Consider the following 19,545-nt stretch of genomic DNA (forward strand, 5'->3'; position numbering starts at 1 on the left):
AATAAACATAAAAGCCAGGAGATACCCACCATGCGTTACGCACACCCCGGTACTGAAGGCGCTATCGTTTCGTTCAAGGCCAAGTACGGCAACTACATCGGCGGCGAGTTCGTTGCGCCGGTCGATGGCAACTATTTCACCAACACCTCGCCGGTCAACGGCAAGCCCATCGCCGAATTCCCACGCTCCACCGCCAAAGACATCGACAAAGCACTGGACGCCGCCCATGCCGCCGCTGACGCCTGGGGCAAGACCTCGGCCCAGGACCGTTCGCTGGTCCTGCTGAAAATCGCCGACCGCATCGAACAGAACCTCGAACTGCTGGCCATCACCGAAACCTGGGATAACGGCAAGGCCGTGCGTGAGACCCTCAACGCCGACATCCCGCTGGCAGCCGACCACTTCCGCTACTTCGCCGGCTGCATTCGCGCCCAGGAAGGCACCAGCGCCGAAATCAACGAACACACCGCGTCGTATCACTTCCATGAGCCACTGGGCGTGGTCGGCCAGATCATCCCGTGGAACTTCCCGCTGCTGATGGCGGCATGGAAGCTTGCCCCAGCCCTGGCCGCCGGTAACTGCGTGGTGCTCAAGCCTGCCGAGCAAACCCCGCTGGGCATCAACGTGTTGCTGGAAGTGATCGGCGACCTGCTGCCACCGGGCGTGCTGAACGTGGTGCACGGTTTCGGCAAAGAAGCCGGCGAAGCCCTGGCCACCAGCAAACGCATCGCCAAGATTGCCTTCACCGGCTCGACGCCCGTGGGCTCGCACATCATGCATGCAGCGGCCGAGAACATTATTCCGTCTACGGTGGAGCTGGGCGGCAAGTCGCCGAACATCTTCTTCGCCGACATCATGAAAGCCGAGCCTTCGTTCATCGAAAAGGCTGCCGAAGGCCTGGTGCTGGCGTTCTTCAACCAGGGTGAAGTGTGCACCTGCCCTTCTCGCGCACTGGTGGAAGAGTCGATCTACGACGACTTCATGAAAGTGGTGATGAAGAAGATCGAGTCGATCAAACGTGGCGACCCGCTCGACACCGACACCATGGTCGGCGCCCAGGCGTCCGAGCAGCAGTTCGACAAGATCCTGTCCTACCTGGAAATCGCCAAGGGCGAAGGCGCGCAACTGCTGACCGGCGGCAAGGTCGAGAAGCTCACTGGCGATATGGCCGGCGGCTATTACATCCAGCCGACCCTACTCAAGGGCACCAATGAAATGCGCGTGTTCCAGGAAGAAATCTTCGGCCCAGTGGTGAGCATCACCACCTTCAAGGACGAAGCCGAAGCCCTGGCGATTGCCAACGACACCGAGTTCGGCCTGGGCGCCGGGGTGTGGACCCGCGACATCAACCGCGCCTACCGCATGGGCCGGGCAATCAAGGCGGGCCGCGTGTGGACCAACTGCTACCACCTGTACCCGGCGCATGCCGCGTTCGGCGGCTACAAGAAGTCCGGCGTGGGGCGTGAGACGCACAAGATGATGCTGGATCACTACCAGCAGACCAAGAACTTGCTGGTGAGCTACGACATTAATCCACTCGGGTTCTTCTAACTTAGCCTTACAGCAGGCGACCCGCTCTCAACTTGAAATGCAATCAAATGTGGGAGCCGGCTTGCCTGCTCCCACATTTGAACTTCGCAAGTCACTGCTACCTCATCCGGCACAAAGAGGCCGAGTTAAAACAATAAGAACGGAAGGTACTTCCCCATGCCTAGCGAACCTACAAGTTCATCGGTCGACTTTGAAAAAGTCGACTCCCAGTACTTCCAACAACGCGAACTGAAAAAAGGCGCTGCCGGCTGGGTGCTGCTGGTCGGCCTCGGCGTTGCCTACGTGATTTCCGGCGACTACGCCGGCTGGAACTTCGGCCTGGCCCAAGGTGGCTGGGGCGGGATGTTCCTCGCCACTTTGCTGATGGCCACCATGTACCTGTGCATGTGTTTTTCCCTGGCCGAACTGTCGTCCATGATCCCCACCGCTGGCGGTGGCTACGGTTTTGCCCGCAGCGCCTTCGGCCCCTGGGGCGGGTTCCTCACCGGCACCGCCATCCTGATCGAATACGCCATCGCCCCCGCCGCCATCGCGGTGTTTATCGGCGCCTATTGCGAGTCGCTGTTCGGTATTGGCGGCTGGATGATTTACCTGGCGTTCTACATCATCTTTATCGGCATCCACATCTTTGGCGTGGGTGAGGCCTTGAAATTGATGTTCGTGATCACCGCCGTGGCCGCGATTGCCCTCGCCGTGTTCCTGGTCTCCATGGTGCCGCACTTCAATGTCGCCAACCTGCTGGACATTCCAGTGACCGAGGCCAAGGGCGCCAGTACCTTCCTGCCGTTCGGCTACGTGGGTGTGTGGGCGGCGATTCCGTATGCCATCTGGTTCTTCCTCGCCGTAGAGGGCGTGCCCCTGGCCGCCGAAGAAACCAAAAACCCCAAACGCGACCTGCCGCGCGGCCTGATCGGCGCCATTGTGGTGCTGACCAGTTTTGCCCTGCTGATCCTGGTGATCGCGCCGGGCGGCGCCGGCACTTACGCGCTGATCAAATCCGGCAACCCGCTGGTGGAAGCGCTGGCCTTGTCTTACGGCGGCTCGACCTGGATGGGTAGCTTCGTCAACCTGGTCGGCCTGGCCGGGCTGATCGCGAGCTTTTTCTCGATCATCTATGCCTATTCGCGGCAGATCTTCGCCCTGTCCCGCGCCGGTTACCTGCCGCGCAAACTGTCCGAGACCAACAAAAGCAAGGCGCCTGTATTGGCACTGGTCATCCCCGGCGTCATCGGTTTTGGCCTGTCGCTGACCGGCCAGGGTGACCTGCTGATCCTGGTGGCGGTGTTTGGCGCGACCATTTCCTACGTGCTGATGATGGCCGCGCACATCACCCTGCGCATCCGTCGCCCCAAAATGGACCGTCCGTACCGCACGCCGGGTGGCATCTTCACCTCAGGCGTTGCGCTGGTGCTGGCCTGCGTGGCCGTGGTGGCGGGCTTTCTGGTGGATCCACGGGTGGTGATTGGCGCCGCGATCATCTATGGAGTATTAATTGCTTACTTTGCTTTCTACAGCCGGCATCACTTGGTAGCGGGCACGCCCGAAGAGGAATTCGCGGCGATCCAGGCCGCAGAGGCCGCCTTGCACTAACTGCCGTAAACCTCGACGCGGGCAACAGCCCGCGTCGTCAAGGAGACACTGTATGGCAAGTTTTTCCCACGCGGTGGGTGCTCAAACCTATCGCTTCGACAGCCTCAAGGACGTGATGGCCAAGGCCAGCCCCGCGCGCTCCGGTGACTTTCTCGCCGGCGTCGCCGCACAGAACGACGGTGAGCGGGTGGCCGCGCAGATGGCGTTGGCCAATGTCCCGTTGAAACACTTCCTGCAAGAAGTGCTGATCCCGTATGAAAGCGATGAAGTCACCCGGCTGATCATCGACACCCACGACAAGCAGGCGTTCGCCACAGTCAGCCACCTCACGGTCGGAGGCCTGCGCGACTGGCTGCTCAGCGACGCGGCCGACGAACATTCCCTACGCGCCCTCGCGCCAGGGCTGACACCGGAAATGGCCGCCGCCGTGTCCAAGATCATGCGTGTACAAGACCTGGTGCTGGTGGCGCAGAAGATCCGCGTGGTCACGCAGTTTCGCGGCACCATGGGCCTGCGCGGGCGTTTGTCCACGCGGCTGCAGCCCAACCACCCGACAGACGAACCGGCCGGCATTGCCGCGAGCATTCTCGATGGCCTGCTGTACGGCAATGGCGACGCCATGATCGGCATCAACCCGGCCACCGACAGCATCGCCTCGATCTGCGCCATGCTGGAGATGCTCGACGCGATCATCCAGCGCTATGAGATCCCGACCCAGGCCTGCGTACTCACCCACGTCACCACCTCCATCGAGGCTATCAACCGTGGTGTGCCGCTGGACCTGGTGTTCCAGTCGATTGCCGGTACCGAGGCCGCCAACGCCAGTTTCGGCATCAGCCTGAGCGTGCTGCAAGAAGGCTACGAAGCGGGCCTGAGCCTCAATCGCGGCACGCTGGGCCAGAACCTGATGTATTTCGAGACCGGCCAGGGCAGCGCCTTGTCGGCCAACGCGCATTTCGGCGTTGACCAGCAAACCTGCGAAACCCGCGCCTATGCAGTGGCCCGGCACTTCAAGCCGTTCCTGGTGAACACGGTGGTCGGCTTTATCGGCCCCGAGTACCTGTACAACGGCAAGCAGATCATCCGCGCCGGCCTCGAAGACCACTTCTGCGGCAAGCTGCTCGGCGTGCCGATGGGTTGCGACATCTGCTACACCAACCACGCCGAAGCCGACCAGGACGACATGGACACCCTGCTGACCCTGCTGGGCGTGGCCGGGATCAACTTCATCATGGGCATCCCGGGTTCCGACGACATCATGCTCAACTACCAGACCACCTCGTTCCACGACGCGCTGTACGCCCGCCAGACATTGGGGTTGAAACCGGCGCCGGAGTTTGAACAGTGGCTGGCCAAGATGGGCATCTTCACGCAAGCCGACGGCAAGGTGCACTTCGGCAACAGCCTGCCACCGGCGTTTCGCCAAGCCTTGGCGCAATTGGGATGAAGGAGCCGCCCGTGCAACTCGACCTGCCTGACAACCCGTGGTTGGAACTGCGCCGCCTGACCCCGGCGCGCATTGCCCTGGGCCGCACCGGCACCAGCATCCCCACCAGCGCACAGCTGGATTTCCAGTTCGCCCACGCCCAGGCGCGTGACGCGGTGCATTTGCCCTTCGACCACGCGGGCCTCAGTCGCCAGTTGGCCGAACGCGGCCGCGACAGCCTGTTGCTGCACAGTGCCGCCACCGACCGGCACAGCTACCTGCAACGTCCGGACCTGGGGCGGCGACTCAGCGATGAGTCGGCCCAGGCGTTGCGTGAATACGCCTCGGCCAATCCCGGTGGCGTGGACTTGGCGGTGGTGGTGGCCGATGGCTTGTCGGCGCTGGCCGTGCATAAACACACCTTGCCGTTCCTGGCGCGCATGGAAGAACAAACTCACGCCGAAGGGTGGTCCCTGTCGCCGGTGATTCTGGTGGAACAAGGCCGCGTGGCGGTGGCGGATGAAATCGGGCAACTGCTCGGCGCCAAAATGGTGGTGATCCTGATCGGCGAACGGCCCGGCCTCAGCTCACCGGACAGCCTGGGCCTGTATTTCACCTACAACCCCAAGGTCGGCCTCACCGACGCCTATCGCAATTGCATCTCCAACGTACGCCTGGAAGGCCTGAGCTACGGCATGGCGGCCCACCGCCTGCTTTACTTGATGCGAGAGGCGTGTCGCCGGCAGCTGTCGGGGGTCAACCTCAAGGACGAGGCGCAGGTCCAGACCCTCGAATCCGATGATCCGGACCTGATGAAAGGCAATTTCCTGCTCAGCTCACCGGATGACTGATCGCTGCCCGATTGCGCTTTTTCGCGCCATTAGGCAGCATCGAGTCACGGCCGCGTGTGTGGTCATCCCCCATTGGAAGTTGAGGCCTGGCATGCGGATTACTCAAGCGACCCTGGAACACCTGGACCTGTTGACCCCACTCTTCGTCAAATACCGTGAGTTCTATGGCGCCTTGCCGTTCCCGGATTCATCGCGGGCCTTCCTGGAAAAACGCCTGCGCCGCAAGGAGTCGGTGATTTACCTGGCCCTGGCCGACGATGACGACAAGAAATTGCTCGGTTTTTGCCAGCTGTACCCGAGTTTTTCGTCGTTATCGCTCAAGCGGGTGTGGATCCTCAATGACATCTACGTGGCTGAAGATGCCCGCCGGCAGCTGGTGGCGGACAACCTGATGCGCACGGCGAAGAAGATGGCCAAGGAAACCCACGCCGTGCGGCTGCGGGTGTCGACCAGCAGTGACAACGAAGTCGCGCAGAAAACCTATGAGTCGATCGGGTTTCGCGAGGACACCGAGTTCAAGAACTACACCTTGCCGATCAGCGAAGACTGACCCCACGCCCCTATCCAATCGGAGAATCGGCTTATGTGGGCGCTGGCTTGCCTGCGATAGCATCACCTCGGCCTTACGGACACACCGAGGTGCCTGCATGGCAGGCAAGCCAGCGCCCACCATTGGACATTCGATAATATCCAGACCCTGGCCCAACGTTTACGCGACATCCTTCGCTACAAAACCCACACGCTTTTCACGGCTCAATCCGTATAATGCGGACCTTTCAGGGTTGTAAGAAATGCGGCATACACTTGTAGCCTTATTACCCGAGCTTCCGCACAGGCCTGCTGAGCCGGGCCGTTCACACAGGTGCCATCCATGGATTTCAACCCGCTCGACCTTATCCTGCATCTCGACGTCTACCTCGACCTGCTGGTAACCAATTACGGTCCGTGGATCTACGCCATTCTGTTTCTGGTCATTTTTTGCGAAACCGGCCTGGTGGTCATGCCATTCCTGCCAGGTGATTCGTTGCTGTTTATCGCCGGCGCCGTTGCGGCAGGCGGCGGCATGGACCCGGTACTGCTGGGCGGCCTGCTGATGCTGGCGGCTATCCTCGGCGACAGCACCAACTACGTGATCGGGCGAACGGTGGGCGAACGCTTGTTCAACAACCCGAATTCGAAGATCTTCCGTCGCGACTACCTGCAAAAAACCCACGACTTCTACGACAAGCACGGCGGCAAAACCGTGACCCTGGCGCGCTTCCTGCCGATCCTGCGCACCTTCGCACCGTTCGTCGCCGGCATCGCGAAAATGCCCTACCCGCGGTTCTTCGGTTTCAGTGTGCTGGGCACCATCCTCTGGGTTGGCGGCCTGGTGACCCTGGGCTACTTCTTTGGCAACGTGCCGTTCATCAAGAAAAACCTGTCGCTGCTGGTGGTGTTCATCATCCTGCTGTCGCTGGTGCCGATGATCATTGGCGTGTTCCGCAGCCGTTTTGGCCGCGCGTCCTCCGAAGCCAAGTCGCAGTAAGCGGCGATGTGGTCCCTCAGCGCCTGGCGTCGCCGGCGCTTGCTGGCCAAGCACCCGATTGCCGATGACACTTGGCAACGGGTGCGCCACCACCTGACCTTCCTCGACGGCATCAGCGCCGAGCAGGACCAGTGGCTGCGCGAAGCCTGCGTGGTGTTCCTCGCCGAAAAACACCTGACCGCCCTGCCCGGCGTCGACCTGCACCAGGAACAACGCCTGCTCCTCGCCGCCCAGGCGCAACTGCCACTGATGAACCTCGGCGACCTCGACTGGTACCAGGGCTTCCACGAAATCGTGCTGTACCCCGACGACTTCGTCAGCCCCCAGCGTCATCGCGACAGCAGCGGCATCGAACACGAGTGGGACGGCGAACACAGCGGCGAAGCCTGGCAACAAGGCCCGGTCATCCTCGCCTGGCCCGGCGTGCTCGCCAGCGGCAACTGGGAAGGCTACAACTTGGTCATCCACGAACTGGCGCACAAGCTCGACATGCTCAACGGCGACGCCAATGGCCTGCCGCCCCTGCACAACGACATGCGCGTGCAGGAATGGGCCAGCGTGATGCAAAGCGCCTACGACGACCTCAACCGCCAGTTGGACGCCGACCCGGACGCGGACACCGGGATCGACCCCTACGCCGCCGAAAACCCGGCGGAATTCTTTGCCGTCACCAGCGAATATTTTTTCAGCGCCCCGGATTTACTGGTCAATCGTTATCCACAGGTGTACGCCCAGCTGAGCCGCTTTTATCGCCAGGACCCCCTGGCCCGCCTCACTCAACTGCAAGCCGGCGACCCGCGTTATCAGCCGCAGGGCGAATGACCGTACGACGTCTGGCGCATGGCATCCGCGGCGGAATATGCCTATAATCGCCGCCACTTTTAGGCCAATCCGGCCAAGTTTCTTGGCCAATTAACGGGGGCAACGCCCAATGAGCTACAGCAAGATTCCGGCTGGCAAAGACCTGCCGAACGACATCTACGTCGCCATCGAGATTCCGGCCAACCACGCGCCGATCAAATACGAAATCGACAAAGACAGCGACTGCCTGTTCGTTGACCGTTTCATGGCCACCCCGATGTTCTACCCGGCCAACTACGGTTTCATCCCTAACACCCTGGCTGACGACGGTGACCCCCTCGACGTGCTGGTCGTAACCCCTTACCCGGTGACCCCAGGCTCGGTTATCCGCGCACGCCCGGTCGGCATCCTGAACATGACCGATGACGGCGGCGGCGACGCCAAAGTCATCGCGGTTCCACACGACAAGCTGTCCCAGCTGTACGTGGACGTGAAGGAATACACCGACCTGCCGCCACTGCTGCTGGAACAGATCAAGCACTTCTTCGAGAACTACAAAGACCTCGAAAAAGGCAAATGGGTGAAGATCGACGGTTGGGGCAACGCAGACGCCGCCCGCGCCGAGATCCTGAAGTCGTTCGCAGCCTACAAAGGCTGATACCTGCTCCTCATTGCCTCGGCAATAAAAAAGCCCCGATCATTCGGGGCTTTTTTTGTGGGAAAAACTAAACCCGAAGTTCAAGGCTTTATAAACAACGTTTAACTTCGATCACAATCCGAAGTATCAGGCTACAACTAAGCAACGCCCTACGCGCGCCACTCAACGCATGGTTTATTTGATCTGTTTTTCCGGCCAGTAAACTCTGCGTTTATGAATACATCAGGTGATCGTTTAAAAGCGCTACTACGGGAAGTTCATCTTTCCGCCTCCGATTTCGCCAAGAACCGCGGCGTCACGCCTCAACATGTGAACAACTGGTTCAAGCGCGGCGTCCCCATGGGCCGACTCAACGAGATCGCAGAACTGCTGTGCATTTCCAGTCGTTGGCTGCGCACTGGCGAAGGCCCCAAACACCCACCGGCCAACTTCCAACTGGAAGGCCCCAGCACCCGAAAAGGACTGCCCACCACCCGCGAAGGCAGCGGCAAATACCTCACAGGCCCCGCCTGCCCTCCGGAAAAAATCGACGTGGAGATCGACCTCCACCCCTCATTCACCTCCACCGAACGCATCCGCGTCTCCCTGCACACCCTCCAGACCCTCAACGTCAACCCCGACCGCGCCCTGGGCGCCTACATGGTCGACAACAGCATGATCGACATCATCCAACAAGGCGCCACCCTCGCCATCGACCGAGGCCGCACCCAAATCATCGACGGCGAGATCTACGCGGTGGAGCACGACGGGATGCTGCGCATCAAATACCTCTACAACAGGCCCGGGGGTGGCTTACGGATGCGCAGCCACAACGCCGGCGAACATCCCGACGAGTACCTGACGTACGAGCAGCGGTTCGAGCAGAACTTCCAGATCGTGGGGTGGGTGTTCTGGTGGTCCACCCTCAACAACCGCCGCCCACCGGTTCCGTTGGATGAGCACCTGTTGGGCTGGGAAGGCTCTAAATCGGATCCGGAGGTGGGCATTTGAAGTGAATGTGGGTATCATGCGCCGCACATTTGGCAGGGGGTGGCGAAGGCTATCCACCCTGCTCGGCGAAGCGGAGGAGTTCCCGCGGATGCCCCGACTATTCAGCCCGACGCAATGTGGGCTGAGCGATTTGAAGGCTGGTGAGGCTTGTCAAAAACAAGCTGAAGCAGTCCCCGAGAAGCCGGCCACAAGCCGGCTTTTTAATGCCTATGGGAAAAGTCTCGGCAGATCCGTTACTGCCCCGCCCACCTCCGAGCAGTACCGATCCACAGCCCAGTCACACGCTTGCGCCAACGAAGTCCAAATCCCTAACCCGCGCAACTCAATCCAATATCAAATGCGGCAAAAACCGGCTCGAATCCTTGGTAATCAAACTGTTGTCTTCTCGCACCCCAATCCCCGCCGCCTGGTCCCCAATCACCCAGGACCCAATCAACGTATAGCTGTCCCCAAACCTTGGCAGCGGCGCGAACTCCTGGAGGATAAAGGGCGCATCCGTGTAAGGGCCGTCCTCCTTCACAATCACCCCATCAGCCGTTTGCAACTCGATGTTGGCCCCTTCCCGCGAGAAGAACGGCTTGCGCACCCAGCCCTTCGGCACGGCTTTGCCCGGGTCGGTATCCAAGTGGGACGCGAGCAAATTCGGGTGACCTTTGTTGAATTCCCACAGCAGCGGCAGGATGCCTTTATTGGAAATGATGGATTTCCACGCAGGCTCGAAAAACTGGGTGTCACTCTCGGCAATCGCGGTGCCGAAGGGTTCGTGGAAGATGAATTCCCAGGCGTGCAGTTTGAACAGGTGGGGGATCCAGCGATCTTCGAGGTCGACGAAGCGGCCTTCGGCGGTGAGGCCGATGTCTTCGATGTCGATGTGGCGCGATTCGATGCCGACTTTTTCCGCGACAAGGCGCAGGTAGTCGGTGGTGCCTTTGTCTTCGACTGAGTCTTTCATGGAGGCGAAGTAGAACGGCTGGTTGACCTGCAGTTGGGCGAAGGCCTGGTGCAGTTTGGTGTCGATGCTGTTGAACTGGTCGGCGTGCTTGGGCAGCAGGCCGCGTTCGATGCATTGCTCCAGCCAGCCCCATTGAAATGCCGCGGCCTCGTAGAGGCTGGTGGGGGTGTCGTAGTTGAGTTCGAGCAACTTGGCGGGGCCGGTGCCGTTGTAGGAGAAGTCCATGCGCCCGTACAGGTGCGGGTGGCCTTCTAGCCATGAGGTGCGGATCATGTCGTAGAAGGACGCGGGAATGCTCAGGCGGTCGAGCAGTTCTTCGCTGTGGACCACGCGGGCGACGAGGTCCATGCACATGTCATGGATCTCGGTGGTCGGGTCTTCGAGGTCGTGCTCGATTTGCTTGAGCGAGAATTGGTAGTACGCGCTTTCGTCCCAGTAGGGTTCGTTGTCGATGGTGTGGAACAGAAAGCCGAGGCTGTCGGCGGTCTGTTTCCAGTCATGACGTTCTGCGCAGTGGATCTTCTTCATGGCCCGCCTTCCTTAACTGCTCGACCCGCCGCCGCCCCAGCCACTGCGTGCGCTGGCCTTGCTGCCGAAACCGCCACGGGAGGTCGCCGACGCCACGGAGCTCGACTTGCTGGGGGTGCGCAGCGTGTTGGTGTAATTGCTGCTGCCGTAGCGGGCCTGGTTCGAACGGCCAAACGTGGCGCCATTCGAGACGCGCTGGTTGAGCGTCGAGGAGCCGTAATTGCCGCGATCATCGCGGTAGCGATACACCGGCTCTGAGCGGTAGCTGTTGCGATTGTTGCTCAGCATGTTGCCGATCAGCAGGCCGGTCAGCAGGCTGCTGGTGGAGAAGCCTGAGCCGCCACTTGCCTGAGCGTTCCCAGCCTGAGCGTTGGCAGCGTCGACCTGGGACTGTGTCACCTGGCCTTCGGCGGTCAGTTCGAAACCACCCAGCCGGGGGATGAACTTGCCGGTGGAGTCCTGCTGGCACCAGTCGGCGACGAAATCGGCATCGCAATCGGCCTGGCTGTCGTACACCGGTGCAATGCGGCGATGTTCGGCCATGGCCGTCATGTAGGCGTCCGAGCAGACGTCCACCGGCAGTTTTTCATCGGCGCACTGCTGAACAGACTGAAAGTTGTACTTCTTCTGCAGATCGTAGGTTTTTTCCGTCGGGCCGCAGCCGGAAATCGCCATGGCGACCGACGCCGCCAGCGACAGCTGGACGTACTTGCTTCGTTTCATCGGGAGCTCCGTGCGCGATCAGTTCTGGGTAGGCGTCATGCACGCGGCATTCAACATGCCGACGCTGATGGCCACGGCGGCCACGTAGATGCCGGCTGCGAGTTCGCCGTTCTTGATGCGCTCGGACGTGCCTTTGAGCACCAGGCTGGTCAGCAGGAACGCCAACAGTTGGACGACGGCGGCGATCACCGCCCAGACAACGAAGTCGAGGATGCTGATCGAGTAGGCAATCACGTTGCTGGCCGGAATGGCGAAGCCCACGATCGCGCCGCCCAGGGCGACGGCCGCGGAGACGTTGCCCGCGCGGATCAGCTCGAACTCCTTGTGCGGGGTGATGCGGGTGTAGATGAACTGGAACAGCGCGAACAGCACCGCCGCCCCGAGGATATACGTGACAAACCCGAACACGGCCGCTTTGTTCAGGGAGATGGAGAGAGCTTCTAGCATGTGTTTCTTCCTTTTTTAGAGCGCGTTCAAGTCGGTTGTGTACAGCGAAATGCCCAGCGATGTGCTCAGGCTGATGGTGCCTTCCGCGTCTTCCTCGACGGAAAACAGCAGGAACTCCCGGCGATCGGTCAGGCCGGTGTCGCGGGCGTACAGCATCGAACGGTGCTCGACGGTGTAGGCGTCCTCGGGGTTGACCACACGCTCGCTCATCGCCACCAATTCGGTCTGGCCAGCCTCGCTTCCCCACACGCGCGCGTATTCGACGCCATCGTGGGTGTAGGTCGGCAAGCCGATCAGGCTTTGTGGCCCCGCCAGCCGGCGCAGCTCCGCTTCGCTGCTGATAGTGACGTAACTCAGGTAGTTGAACAGGATCACTGACTCGACCTGCCCGACGATGTCGCCCGTGGTGTGCACCTGCAACCAGTAATCTTCGTCGTTCATGTAATAGCGCGACAGCCAGGTCGACTGCCCGAGGTCGACGGTGCCGTTACTCCAGATCTCCTGCGAGCCGGGGATCACCACCGAGGTTTGCCCGTCGAGCAGCAGTTTCAGGGTGGTGTCGAACATCACGCCTTTGCCCGGTGCCAGGCCCAGCGGCCCGGTGGTCGGCAGGGGTTCGCCGGCGGTGCGGTTCGATTGTGGGTTCGCGTTCGGGGCCTCAAGCCCCATCAACTGTTTAAACCATCCCATTGGAGATTTCCTTGAGGCGGGTGGAGGCAATGTAGAAGAGCTCGCCGCCTTCAACGCGCGTGGCGCTGGGCGGGTTGATCGACGGTTGCTGGGCGCCTTTGGCGCGATAGCCGATGAGGGTGGCGTTGTGGTGTTCTTTCATTCGGGTGTACAGGTCGCCGAAGGTGGCTTCAAAGGCCTCGGGCAATCGCATCAGGTATTGGGTGGCGCCCTGCCCCACGCACAGCAGCTCATTTATGACCACCGACGAGCCCGGGTCCTGAGAGGCGCGCACCAGCATCTCGATGGCCATGCTTGAGGTGCACTCCAGGCTGGGTGCATAGGAGCTGGCGAGTGCGGCAATTTCGCTTTCATTGAAGTGGGCGACCACATGCCCGATCGGGTTCAACTGGTTCACCGCCAGCACGGTGGCCAGCGTCAGGTCATCAGACGGGGTTCGCACCAGCACACGCTCGGCACCGGGCACACCTGCACGCCGTAAGAACGCGGTGGAGGACAGGCTTTCACCGCGGATGAACGCCGCCTTGCCCGGCATCGGGTTTTCGTCGAGGGTGCAATCGCAGATGACGATCAGGTTGTCGTTCGAGGTTTCGTCCTGCAGCAACAACTCAATGACCCGCTCACTGGATGCACCTTCCCAGCCAATGAGCACGGTATGGCCGACCTTGCCGGTGAAATCGCCTTTGCCCTTCATGCCTTTTCTCCATGCATCGATGACACTGCTGGTGGTTTTGCCGATGGCTGCAGTCAGCAGCGCGATGCCCCCGAGCATGACCCACGTGGCCACGAACACTCTGCCTGCCGAGGTCTGCGGCGCAAGATCGCCATAGCCGACAGTCAGCGTGGTGGTGAGATAGAAGTAAACAAACGTGGCGGGAGCGGTGAGGTGCTGCTCGCCCAGGTACACCAGGCCCAGGTAAGCCGTGCTCAGGTGTACACCCAAGGCGATGACCAGGCCTGCCCAACCGAAGCGGTGAAACAGGGAGGACGCGTACATGCGCAACAGAAGAAAAATCGACATTTCGTCCCTGGCTCCCTGGGTACTTGATTCCTGATGACGTCTTGGCCTCGACATCTGGATGCTCAAGTGCGCTCAGCCGGCATTAAACCCGTTGCGTGGTGTGGAGAGAAGTACCTTGGCTGCAATAAATCCGGCGAACGCACCAAACAGATGCCCTTCGAAGGAAACGCCTTGGCGAGGCAGGAAGCCAAGGACCAGTCCGCCATACAGTACCGCCACGACACCGGCCGTTATCAGGTTGCTCCAGCTCCTGTGGAACCAGGCGCGGGACAACAGGTACGCCCATAACCCAAAGACCCAACCGCTGGCACCCACGTGCACGCCCGAAAAACCGAACAGCCAGACCAACGAGCCGCCCAGCAGGATGATGATCGAGCTGACGGTCACGAACCGATTGAGCCCTTCGATCATGACCAGGGTGCCCAGTATCAGGAAGGCAACCAGGTTCGCGCTGAGATGGGCAAACGACGTATGTAAAAACGGTGAGGTGAGGATGCCGAACAGCCCCTGCAGCGTTCTCGGAACCAGGCCGAACGCCACGAGGCTGTAACCGGTCGCTACGTTGAGCACGTGCAGCGCGACCATGAACAGCGCCAGGCCTGCGATTGTCTTGAAACCCTTCAGGGCGTCCATCCTGACCTCGAGGTAAAAAAGAAGGGCAGGTACTGCCCTTCCTGCGCCGCCGATGCTTACTCGGCCGACTTTTGCTTCAAGCGTTCCAGAATCGCATTGGCGCTGCCTTCGTTCGGCGTGATGCCGGCTTCGCGCAGCTTGCGTTCCAGGTCAGTTCCCGTCGACGCCTCGACCAGTTCATCCTGGGCTTGCAGTTCAGCGGCGCGTTGCTGCTGCTTGGCCTGCAGGCGGTTCAGCGTACCGACGGCGGTTTCCAGCTTGCCGTTGGCACCACCGCTGGCGATAGAGGCGCTGACCTGGGCCTTCTGTACGCTTTCGCGCGCCTTGGCCATGTCCACTTGCTGGCGCAGGCTCTTGATCCGGCTTTCGGCCTTGGTGATGTCCTTGCGCATGCTGTCCGCGTAGCCGCCGAACTCGGTGGCCTGCTTGTGCTCGGTGTCCCGCTCGCTGGTCAGGGTCGAAATCGCTTCGGCGACTTCCAGGGCGAGGTCTTCACGATTGGCCTGCAGGGCAGCCATCGCCTTGGACTCCAGGTCCTTGATCTTGGCGTCGTACTCGCTGACGCGATCAGTAGCCAGTTTGTGCTTGGCCATGATGCTGACCAGCTCACGCTTGGCGTTGGCCAGCGCGGTGTCCGCATCACGAATTTCCTGGTCGAGGATGCGCAGGGCTTGTTGGTCGACGATCGATTCGCCGACTTCGCTGGCACCGCCACGTAGCGCGGTGAACAGTTTGCTCCAGATGGATTGAGTCATTGGATACTCCCGAATGCTTAATTGAAGAAACGTTCAAAGGCTTCGCTGGCGCGTTGCACGTTGTCGACGAGGGTTTTCACCTCGGTCACGATGTTGGTCAGGCTGGAGTCGGAGCTCAACGCGCCGAACATGTTGTAGACAACCTGCCCGTTAGGCATGGACTCGATGCCGATGGAGGACAGCGGGAACATCTCCCGGCTGCGCAGTACCGCGTCATTGAATTTTTCGACATCGTTGATGGACTCGACGTCGACCAGCACGGTGTCGACGATGATCTGCTCGCCCACCACCGCGATGTAAATCGGCAAGCCACCGAAGTCGTTCATTTCCAGCTTGATGCTGGACTCGGAGCCTTGAACCAGGGAAAGCGTAATGTCGTTGGAGACCACTTCGTCCAGGGCCTGAAGCGCCGTGAAGAGGCGATCGATATTCCAGTTGGTACCTGCGCTCATGAAATTCTCCGACATGAATGAACCAGCCAGAATCGGCTGGCGAAGCTGTTTCTCCATCTGCTTGAGCAGGCTTCGGTTTTCGGGAAGCACCCAAGTCTCGTGTTTCACATAACCGGCGGCAGCCAGGCCCGCGCGCATCTGCTTCATGTAAAAGCTCGATGGCTTTTTCGCGGACGGCTTCAAGCGCTCTCCCTGAAGGCTTGCGGAATCGGTACCGGGCCCTGCGGACGGGCTCGATGGAGAGCTGCTGTTCATGGTACTGACCTCGCTGTGAAAAACTCACGCGTGAGAAAATCTACAGGCTATTTTCGCCAGGCTCAATAGCTCACGCGTGAGATTTTTTTCCTTACATTTTCCTGCCACGAAAAAGACCGGTCCGCTTGCCTAACCAGGAATTGTCTCTTCTGAGTTGACGGTATTACCTATCCCAGCCGATTTATCCCCCGCAGCCCACCCATTAATCTGTGCCCATGTTGAACGCAACGCCCAACCAACCTAAACAAAAAAGGATTCAACCATGAGCACTCCAACCTACAACCGCTTGAACAAAGACGACGCCGTAGTCCTGCTGGTCGACCACCAGACCGGCCTTATCTCCCTGGTGCAGGACTTCTCGCCCAACGAGTTCAAGAACAACGTGCTGGCCCTCGCCGACCTGGCCAAGTTCTTCAACCTGCCGACCATCCTCACCACCAGCTTCGAGCAAGGCCCCAACGGCCCACTGGTACCGGAGTTGAAGGAGATGTTCCCGGACGCGCCGTACATCGCTCGCCCTGGCCAGATCAATGCCTGGGACAACGAAGACTTCGTCAAGGCGATCAAGGCCACCGGTCGTAAGCAGATCATCATTGCCGGTGTGGTCACGGATGTGTGCGTAGCGTTCCCGACCTTGTCGGCGCTGGCGGAAGGGTTTGATGTGTTTGTGGTGACCGATGCATCGGGCACCTTCAACACCACGGTGCAGCAGGCAGCGTGGAGCCGGATGACGCAGGCCGGGGCGCAGATGATGAATTGGTTCTCGGTGGCCTGTGAGCTGCATCGCGACTGGCGCAACGATATCGAAGGCTTGGGAAACCTGTTGTCCCAGCGCATTCCCAACTATCGCAACTTGATGAACGGCTACTCGGCGCTGACGGCGCGCAAGGACTGACTCCACCGCTGCACCCACTAAGCCTGCCTTAAACAGCAGGCTTTTTTGGTTAGCAGAGTTGCGTGACTCTCCAGACTTAGTCTGCCCGTTCACGTTCAATCTGCTCGATGCCTGGCAAGTGGGTTTGCCGTTCTGTGGGCAACGACTCGACTCACTGATAGTCCGCCACGCCAATCGATCGGTTGTAGTCAAGCAGCGCATATTCGGCGACGACTTCGTTCTTGCTCTTGGGCTTTTAGCGTTTCGGGGCTGGGGCGTTTGTCCAGCGGCGCCAGTTGGTGACACCCAGGCAACTGTGCAAGCACCTCTTGCACACATTCCGAGCCTGGCCACGCCTCGGCAAAAGCACGCATGTACTTGAGATTGCACGGTGAGAACCCCTTCATGAAAAGCGCCTCAGAAGAGCCTTCCACGGGTTAACGAAATGTCCTGCTGGCAATGACAAATCGGCGCATTGCGAACCACGCGCTTGACTCTCCCCTATACGGTAACCCTTACCCTGGAACGCCCTGTTCAGGACCACACTCATGCCGCCGCGCACCCTGGTTATCCTCGGTCATCCCTCTACCTCCAGCTTCTGTTCAGCCCTGGCCGACACCTACACCCACGCCGCCAAAAACGCCGGCCATGAAGTGCGCGTGCTGCGCTTGGGCGACCTGGCTTTCGACCCCGTCCTGCACCACGGCTACAGCCAGATCCAACCGCTGGAACCCGACTTGCTCAGCGCGCAATCCGACATTCTTTGGGCCACCCATCTGACGTTTGTGTTCCCAATCTGGTGGGGCGGCATTCCCGCGGTGATGAAAGGGTTTATCGACCGCGTTTTCCTGCCCGGCTTTGCCTTCAAATACCGGGACGGCAAGGCTTTCCCTGACAAACTGCTCTCAGGCCGCACCGCGCACCTGTTAGTGACCCTGGACACGCCGCCATGGTATTACCGCTGGTTCTACCGCATGCCGGGCCTCCATCAGATGCGCAAGACCACGCTGGAGTTGTGTGGGGTAAAAACGCTCAAGACGTTGCTGTTCGGGCCGGTGCTGGGCTCTACTGCGACACAGCGGGACAAGTGGCTGAAACAAGCCGGCGCGTTAATAGAGAAAGGGAGTTTTCATGTACATCGGCAAAGCCGCGCAATTGTCAGGCACAACCATCAAGGCGATTCGTCACTATGAGGCGATCGGGCTGCTGCCAGAACCGCAGCGCCGAGGCCAGTATCGGGTCTATTCGGAGCAAAGCGTTGAGTGGCTGATGTTTATCAAGTGCGCTCAGCAGTTGGGGTTCAAGCTCAAGGAATTGCAGGAAATCCTTCGAGGCCATCACGGCGGTGCATTACCTTGGGACCGAGCAGATCAGGCCATCGCTGAAAAAAAACAGGAGCTGGCGCTGAAAATTGCCGTGTTGCAGGAAATGCACGTGGGGTTGCAGGCCTTTGAAGAACAGTTGAAAGCAGCGCAGGGGCAGTGCTCGTCAATGGCGCAAAGATCCTGACCGGCGGTGAGCCGAATAAAATGGCTTTTCGGCTCACAAGCCTGAACACCCTCCCCCACTCATTTGCCCAGAATCCCCATGTCTGCTAGTGTCGCGCCGGTTTACCGTCTACCGGAATAGCCGCCATGGCCCGCAAAAAAGTTGCACTCGATTTCGAACAATCCCTCGCCGACCTGCAAACCTTGGTCGAGCGTCTGGAGAACGGCGAGTTGTCGCTGGAAGACTCGTTGACAGCGTTTGAGCAAGGCATCGGCCTGACCCGTGACTGCCAGAGCGCGCTCGCGCAGGCGGAGCAGAAGGTGCAGGTGCTGCTGGAACGTGACGGGGAGTTGGCCGAAGAGCCTTTCGATGCGGAACAGCCCGAATGATCGACGCGTATCAGGCCAGTAGCCAAGCCCGGGTCAATGCGGCGTTGGAACCCTTGTTTGTTGCGCCAAGCCCGGAAATGAAGCGCCTTTATGAGGCCATGCGCTATAGCGTGATGAATGGCGGCAAGCGTGTGCGCCCGTTGCTGGCCTACGCCGCCTGCGAGGCCTTGGGCGCGCCGGCCGAGCAGGCCAATGGCGCGGCCTGCGCGGTCGAGTTGATTCACGCCTACTCCCTGGTGCACGACGACTTGCCGGCGATGGACGACGACGATCTGCGTCGTGGCCAACCGACCACCCACAAAGCCTTCGATGAAGCCTATGCGATCCTGGCCGGCGACGGCCTGCAGAGCCTGGCGTTCAGCGCGCTGCTGGACCCGGCACTCAGCAGCGTGAATGCCGAGGTTCGCCTGCGCATGGTCACCGCATTGGCCCACGCCGCTGGCCCGGCCGGCATGGTCGGCGGGCAGGCAATCGACATGGGCTCGGTCAGCCTCAAGCTGGACCAGCAGGCCCTCGAACACATGCACCGCCACAAGACCGGCGCGCTGATCGAAGCCGCCGTGCACTTGGGCGCGCTGGCGAGCGGGCGCGCCGAAGCCGCGCATTTGGCCGCCTTGCAGACCTATTCCCGGGCCATCGGCCTGGCGTTCCAGGTGCAGGACGACATTCTCGACGTCGAGAGTGACACCGCGACCCTGGGCAAACGCCAAGGCGCTGATATCGCACGGGACAAGCCGACTTATCCGGCGCTGCTCGGTCTTGCAGCGGCCAAGGCCTATGCCCTGGAGCTGCGTGACCAGGCCCTGGACGCCCTGCGACCTTTCGACGCGGCGGCCGAGCCACTGCGTGACCTGGCGCGCTATATCGTCGAACGCCGGCACTGATAACCGCGGCCTTTGCAGCCGCATATCGGCCAACTTCGGCGCTCTGCGTGGGCAGTTTG

The 19,545-nt window shown here is 60.6% G+C and carries 22 protein-coding genes; 14 read left to right on the forward strand and 8 right to left on the reverse strand.

Going from position 1 to position 19,545, the window contains the following annotated elements:
* The first annotated feature begins 30 nt into the window (after nucleotides 1-30).
* From exaC to ATH90_RS25290, 9 genes are all read left to right on the forward strand, one after another.
* Nucleotides 31-1,551, forward strand: a complete 1,521-nt coding sequence (exaC, locus tag ATH90_RS25250) for an acetaldehyde dehydrogenase ExaC (protein WP_034109459.1) — start codon at nucleotides 31-33, stop codon at nucleotides 1,549-1,551.
* Nucleotides 1,552-1,707: 156 nt separating this feature from the next.
* Nucleotides 1,708-3,141: an ethanolamine permease gene (gene eat, locus ATH90_RS25255; protein WP_069078367.1), complete on the forward strand. Its 1,434-nt coding sequence runs from the start codon at nucleotides 1,708-1,710 to the stop codon at nucleotides 3,139-3,141.
* Nucleotides 3,142-3,193: 52 nt separating this feature from the next.
* Nucleotides 3,194-4,588, forward strand: a complete 1,395-nt coding sequence (locus tag ATH90_RS25260; RefSeq protein ID WP_098467432.1) for an ethanolamine ammonia-lyase subunit EutB — start codon at nucleotides 3,194-3,196, stop codon at nucleotides 4,586-4,588.
* Complete coding sequence (eutC, locus tag ATH90_RS25265) at nucleotides 4,585-5,418, forward strand: ethanolamine ammonia-lyase subunit EutC (protein WP_034109464.1); 834 nt, start codon at nucleotides 4,585-4,587, stop codon at nucleotides 5,416-5,418. The genes ATH90_RS25260 and eutC overlap by 4 nt, the downstream gene beginning before the upstream one ends.
* A 91-nt stretch (nucleotides 5,419-5,509) precedes the next feature.
* On the forward strand, nucleotides 5,510-5,968 hold the full coding sequence (locus ATH90_RS25270) for a GNAT family N-acetyltransferase (RefSeq protein ID WP_017528964.1): 459 nt from the start codon (nucleotides 5,510-5,512) through the stop codon (nucleotides 5,966-5,968).
* 321 nt (nucleotides 5,969-6,289) lie between these two features.
* Complete coding sequence (locus ATH90_RS25275; protein WP_034109466.1) at nucleotides 6,290-6,946, forward strand: DedA family protein; 657 nt, start codon at nucleotides 6,290-6,292, stop codon at nucleotides 6,944-6,946.
* A gap of 6 nt (nucleotides 6,947-6,952) precedes the next feature.
* The gene (locus ATH90_RS25280) at nucleotides 6,953-7,768 is read left to right on the forward strand and encodes a M90 family metallopeptidase (RefSeq protein WP_098467433.1); all 816 of its coding nucleotides are present in this window, start codon (nucleotides 6,953-6,955) and stop codon (nucleotides 7,766-7,768) included.
* Between the two features lie 109 nt (nucleotides 7,769-7,877).
* Complete coding sequence (gene ppa / locus ATH90_RS25285; RefSeq protein WP_098467434.1) at nucleotides 7,878-8,405, forward strand: inorganic diphosphatase; 528 nt, start codon at nucleotides 7,878-7,880, stop codon at nucleotides 8,403-8,405.
* A 213-nt stretch (nucleotides 8,406-8,618) separates the two neighbouring features.
* Complete coding sequence (locus ATH90_RS25290; protein ID WP_069078364.1) at nucleotides 8,619-9,395, forward strand: LexA family transcriptional regulator; 777 nt, start codon at nucleotides 8,619-8,621, stop codon at nucleotides 9,393-9,395.
* Between the two features lie 322 nt (nucleotides 9,396-9,717).
* On the opposite strand, the gene ATH90_RS25300 is transcribed toward ATH90_RS25290, so the two are convergent.
* From ATH90_RS25300 to ATH90_RS25335, 8 genes are all read right to left on the reverse strand, one after another.
* Complete coding sequence (locus ATH90_RS25300) at nucleotides 9,718-10,875, reverse strand: glutathionylspermidine synthase family protein (RefSeq protein WP_098467435.1); 1,158 nt, start codon at nucleotides 10,873-10,875, stop codon at nucleotides 9,718-9,720.
* 12 nt (nucleotides 10,876-10,887) lie between these two features.
* A complete protein-coding gene (locus tag ATH90_RS25305; protein WP_034109475.1) occupies nucleotides 10,888-11,598 on the reverse strand; it encodes a DUF1190 domain-containing protein in 711 nt (236 codons plus the stop codon).
* Between the two features lie 18 nt (nucleotides 11,599-11,616).
* The gene (locus ATH90_RS25310; protein ID WP_034109476.1) at nucleotides 11,617-12,045 is read right to left on the reverse strand and encodes a DUF350 domain-containing protein; all 429 of its coding nucleotides are present in this window, start codon (nucleotides 12,043-12,045) and stop codon (nucleotides 11,617-11,619) included.
* A 15-nt stretch (nucleotides 12,046-12,060) separates the two neighbouring features.
* Nucleotides 12,061-12,735 (reverse strand): DUF2491 family protein, encoded by a 675-nt coding sequence (locus ATH90_RS25315; protein WP_098467436.1) that lies wholly within the window; start codon nucleotides 12,733-12,735, stop codon nucleotides 12,061-12,063.
* The gene (locus ATH90_RS25320; RefSeq protein ID WP_098467437.1) at nucleotides 12,722-13,756 is read right to left on the reverse strand and encodes an ion channel; all 1,035 of its coding nucleotides are present in this window, start codon (nucleotides 13,754-13,756) and stop codon (nucleotides 12,722-12,724) included. Before ATH90_RS25320 ends, ATH90_RS25315 begins: the two co-directional genes overlap by 14 nt.
* 72 nt (nucleotides 13,757-13,828) lie before the next feature.
* Nucleotides 13,829-14,389 carry a rhomboid family intramembrane serine protease gene (locus ATH90_RS25325; protein ID WP_098467438.1) on the reverse strand — a complete coding sequence of 187 codons (561 nt, stop codon included), beginning with the start codon at nucleotides 14,387-14,389 and terminating at the stop codon, nucleotides 13,829-13,831.
* A gap of 56 nt (nucleotides 14,390-14,445) precedes the next feature.
* Nucleotides 14,446-15,144, reverse strand: coding sequence for a PspA/IM30 family protein (locus ATH90_RS25330; RefSeq protein ID WP_034109482.1), 699 nt, complete (start codon nucleotides 15,142-15,144; stop codon nucleotides 14,446-14,448).
* 17 nt (nucleotides 15,145-15,161) lie between these two features.
* A complete protein-coding gene (locus ATH90_RS25335; RefSeq protein ID WP_034109484.1) occupies nucleotides 15,162-15,743 on the reverse strand; it encodes a YjfI family protein in 582 nt (193 codons plus the stop codon).
* Nucleotides 15,744-16,113: 370 nt separating this feature from the next.
* Between ATH90_RS25335 and ycaC the strand changes: the two genes are divergently transcribed.
* The 5 genes from ycaC (at nucleotide 16,114) to ispA (ending at nucleotide 19,486) form a co-directional block, all read left to right on the forward strand.
* Entirely contained in the window at nucleotides 16,114-16,746 is a 633-nt protein-coding gene (gene ycaC, locus ATH90_RS25340) for an isochorismate family cysteine hydrolase YcaC (RefSeq protein WP_049711340.1), read from the forward strand.
* A 527-nt stretch (nucleotides 16,747-17,273) separates the two neighbouring features.
* Complete coding sequence (locus ATH90_RS25350; protein WP_034109487.1) at nucleotides 17,274-17,918, forward strand: NAD(P)H-dependent oxidoreductase; 645 nt, start codon at nucleotides 17,274-17,276, stop codon at nucleotides 17,916-17,918.
* Nucleotides 17,857-18,234 carry a MerR family transcriptional regulator gene (locus ATH90_RS25355; RefSeq protein WP_080758327.1) on the forward strand — a complete coding sequence of 126 codons (378 nt, stop codon included), beginning with the start codon at nucleotides 17,857-17,859 and terminating at the stop codon, nucleotides 18,232-18,234. Before ATH90_RS25350 ends, ATH90_RS25355 begins: the two co-directional genes overlap by 62 nt.
* Before the next feature lie 125 nt (nucleotides 18,235-18,359).
* Entirely contained in the window at nucleotides 18,360-18,602 is a 243-nt protein-coding gene (locus ATH90_RS25360; protein WP_003176346.1) for an exodeoxyribonuclease VII small subunit, read from the forward strand.
* Nucleotides 18,599-19,486 (forward strand): (2E,6E)-farnesyl diphosphate synthase, encoded by an 888-nt coding sequence (gene ispA / locus ATH90_RS25365; RefSeq protein WP_034109489.1) that lies wholly within the window; start codon nucleotides 18,599-18,601, stop codon nucleotides 19,484-19,486. Before ATH90_RS25360 ends, ispA begins: the two co-directional genes overlap by 4 nt.
* The last annotated feature ends 59 nt before the right edge of the window (nucleotides 19,487-19,545 follow it).

This window comes from Pseudomonas lurida, from assembly GCF_002563895.1.
GTDB classification, from domain to species: Bacteria; Pseudomonadota; Gammaproteobacteria; order Pseudomonadales; family Pseudomonadaceae; genus Aquipseudomonas; species Aquipseudomonas lurida.

Bases quoted from the DNA above. Each gene is read 5' to 3' on its own strand.
- exaC (WP_034109459.1), top strand. From the start codon at position 31: ATGCGTTACGCACACCCCGGTACTGAAGGCGCTATCGTTTCGTTCAAG.
- eat (WP_069078367.1), top strand. From the start codon at position 1,708: ATGCCTAGCGAACCTACAAGTTCATCGGTCGACTTTGAAAAAGTCGAC.
- ATH90_RS25260 (WP_098467432.1), top strand. From the start codon at position 3,194: ATGGCAAGTTTTTCCCACGCGGTGGGTGCTCAAACCTATCGCTTCGAC.
- eutC (WP_034109464.1), top strand. From the start codon at position 4,585: ATGAAGGAGCCGCCCGTGCAACTCGACCTGCCTGACAACCCGTGGTTG.
- ATH90_RS25270 (WP_017528964.1), top strand. From the start codon at position 5,510: ATGCGGATTACTCAAGCGACCCTGGAACACCTGGACCTGTTGACCCCA.
- ATH90_RS25275 (WP_034109466.1), top strand. From the start codon at position 6,290: ATGGATTTCAACCCGCTCGACCTTATCCTGCATCTCGACGTCTACCTC.
- ATH90_RS25280 (WP_098467433.1), top strand. From the start codon at position 6,953: ATGTGGTCCCTCAGCGCCTGGCGTCGCCGGCGCTTGCTGGCCAAGCAC.
- ppa (WP_098467434.1), top strand. From the start codon at position 7,878: ATGAGCTACAGCAAGATTCCGGCTGGCAAAGACCTGCCGAACGACATC.
- ATH90_RS25290 (WP_069078364.1), top strand. From the start codon at position 8,619: ATGAATACATCAGGTGATCGTTTAAAAGCGCTACTACGGGAAGTTCAT.
- ATH90_RS25300 (WP_098467435.1), bottom strand. From the start codon at position 10,875: ATGAAGAAGATCCACTGCGCAGAACGTCATGACTGGAAACAGACCGCC.
- ATH90_RS25305 (WP_034109475.1), bottom strand. From the start codon at position 11,598: ATGAAACGAAGCAAGTACGTCCAGCTGTCGCTGGCGGCGTCGGTCGCC.
- ATH90_RS25310 (WP_034109476.1), bottom strand. From the start codon at position 12,045: ATGCTAGAAGCTCTCTCCATCTCCCTGAACAAAGCGGCCGTGTTCGGG.
- ATH90_RS25315 (WP_098467436.1), bottom strand. From the start codon at position 12,735: ATGGGATGGTTTAAACAGTTGATGGGGCTTGAGGCCCCGAACGCGAAC.
- ATH90_RS25320 (WP_098467437.1), bottom strand. From the start codon at position 13,756: ATGTCGATTTTTCTTCTGTTGCGCATGTACGCGTCCTCCCTGTTTCAC.
- ATH90_RS25325 (WP_098467438.1), bottom strand. From the start codon at position 14,389: ATGGACGCCCTGAAGGGTTTCAAGACAATCGCAGGCCTGGCGCTGTTC.
- ATH90_RS25330 (WP_034109482.1), bottom strand. From the start codon at position 15,144: ATGACTCAATCCATCTGGAGCAAACTGTTCACCGCGCTACGTGGCGGT.
- ATH90_RS25335 (WP_034109484.1), bottom strand. From the start codon at position 15,743: ATGAAGCAGATGCGCGCGGGCCTGGCTGCCGCCGGTTATGTGAAACAC.
- ycaC (WP_049711340.1), top strand. From the start codon at position 16,114: ATGAGCACTCCAACCTACAACCGCTTGAACAAAGACGACGCCGTAGTC.
- ATH90_RS25350 (WP_034109487.1), top strand. From the start codon at position 17,274: ATGCCGCCGCGCACCCTGGTTATCCTCGGTCATCCCTCTACCTCCAGC.
- ATH90_RS25355 (WP_080758327.1), top strand. From the start codon at position 17,857: ATGTACATCGGCAAAGCCGCGCAATTGTCAGGCACAACCATCAAGGCG.
- ATH90_RS25360 (WP_003176346.1), top strand. From the start codon at position 18,360: ATGGCCCGCAAAAAAGTTGCACTCGATTTCGAACAATCCCTCGCCGAC.
- ispA (WP_034109489.1), top strand. From the start codon at position 18,599: ATGATCGACGCGTATCAGGCCAGTAGCCAAGCCCGGGTCAATGCGGCG.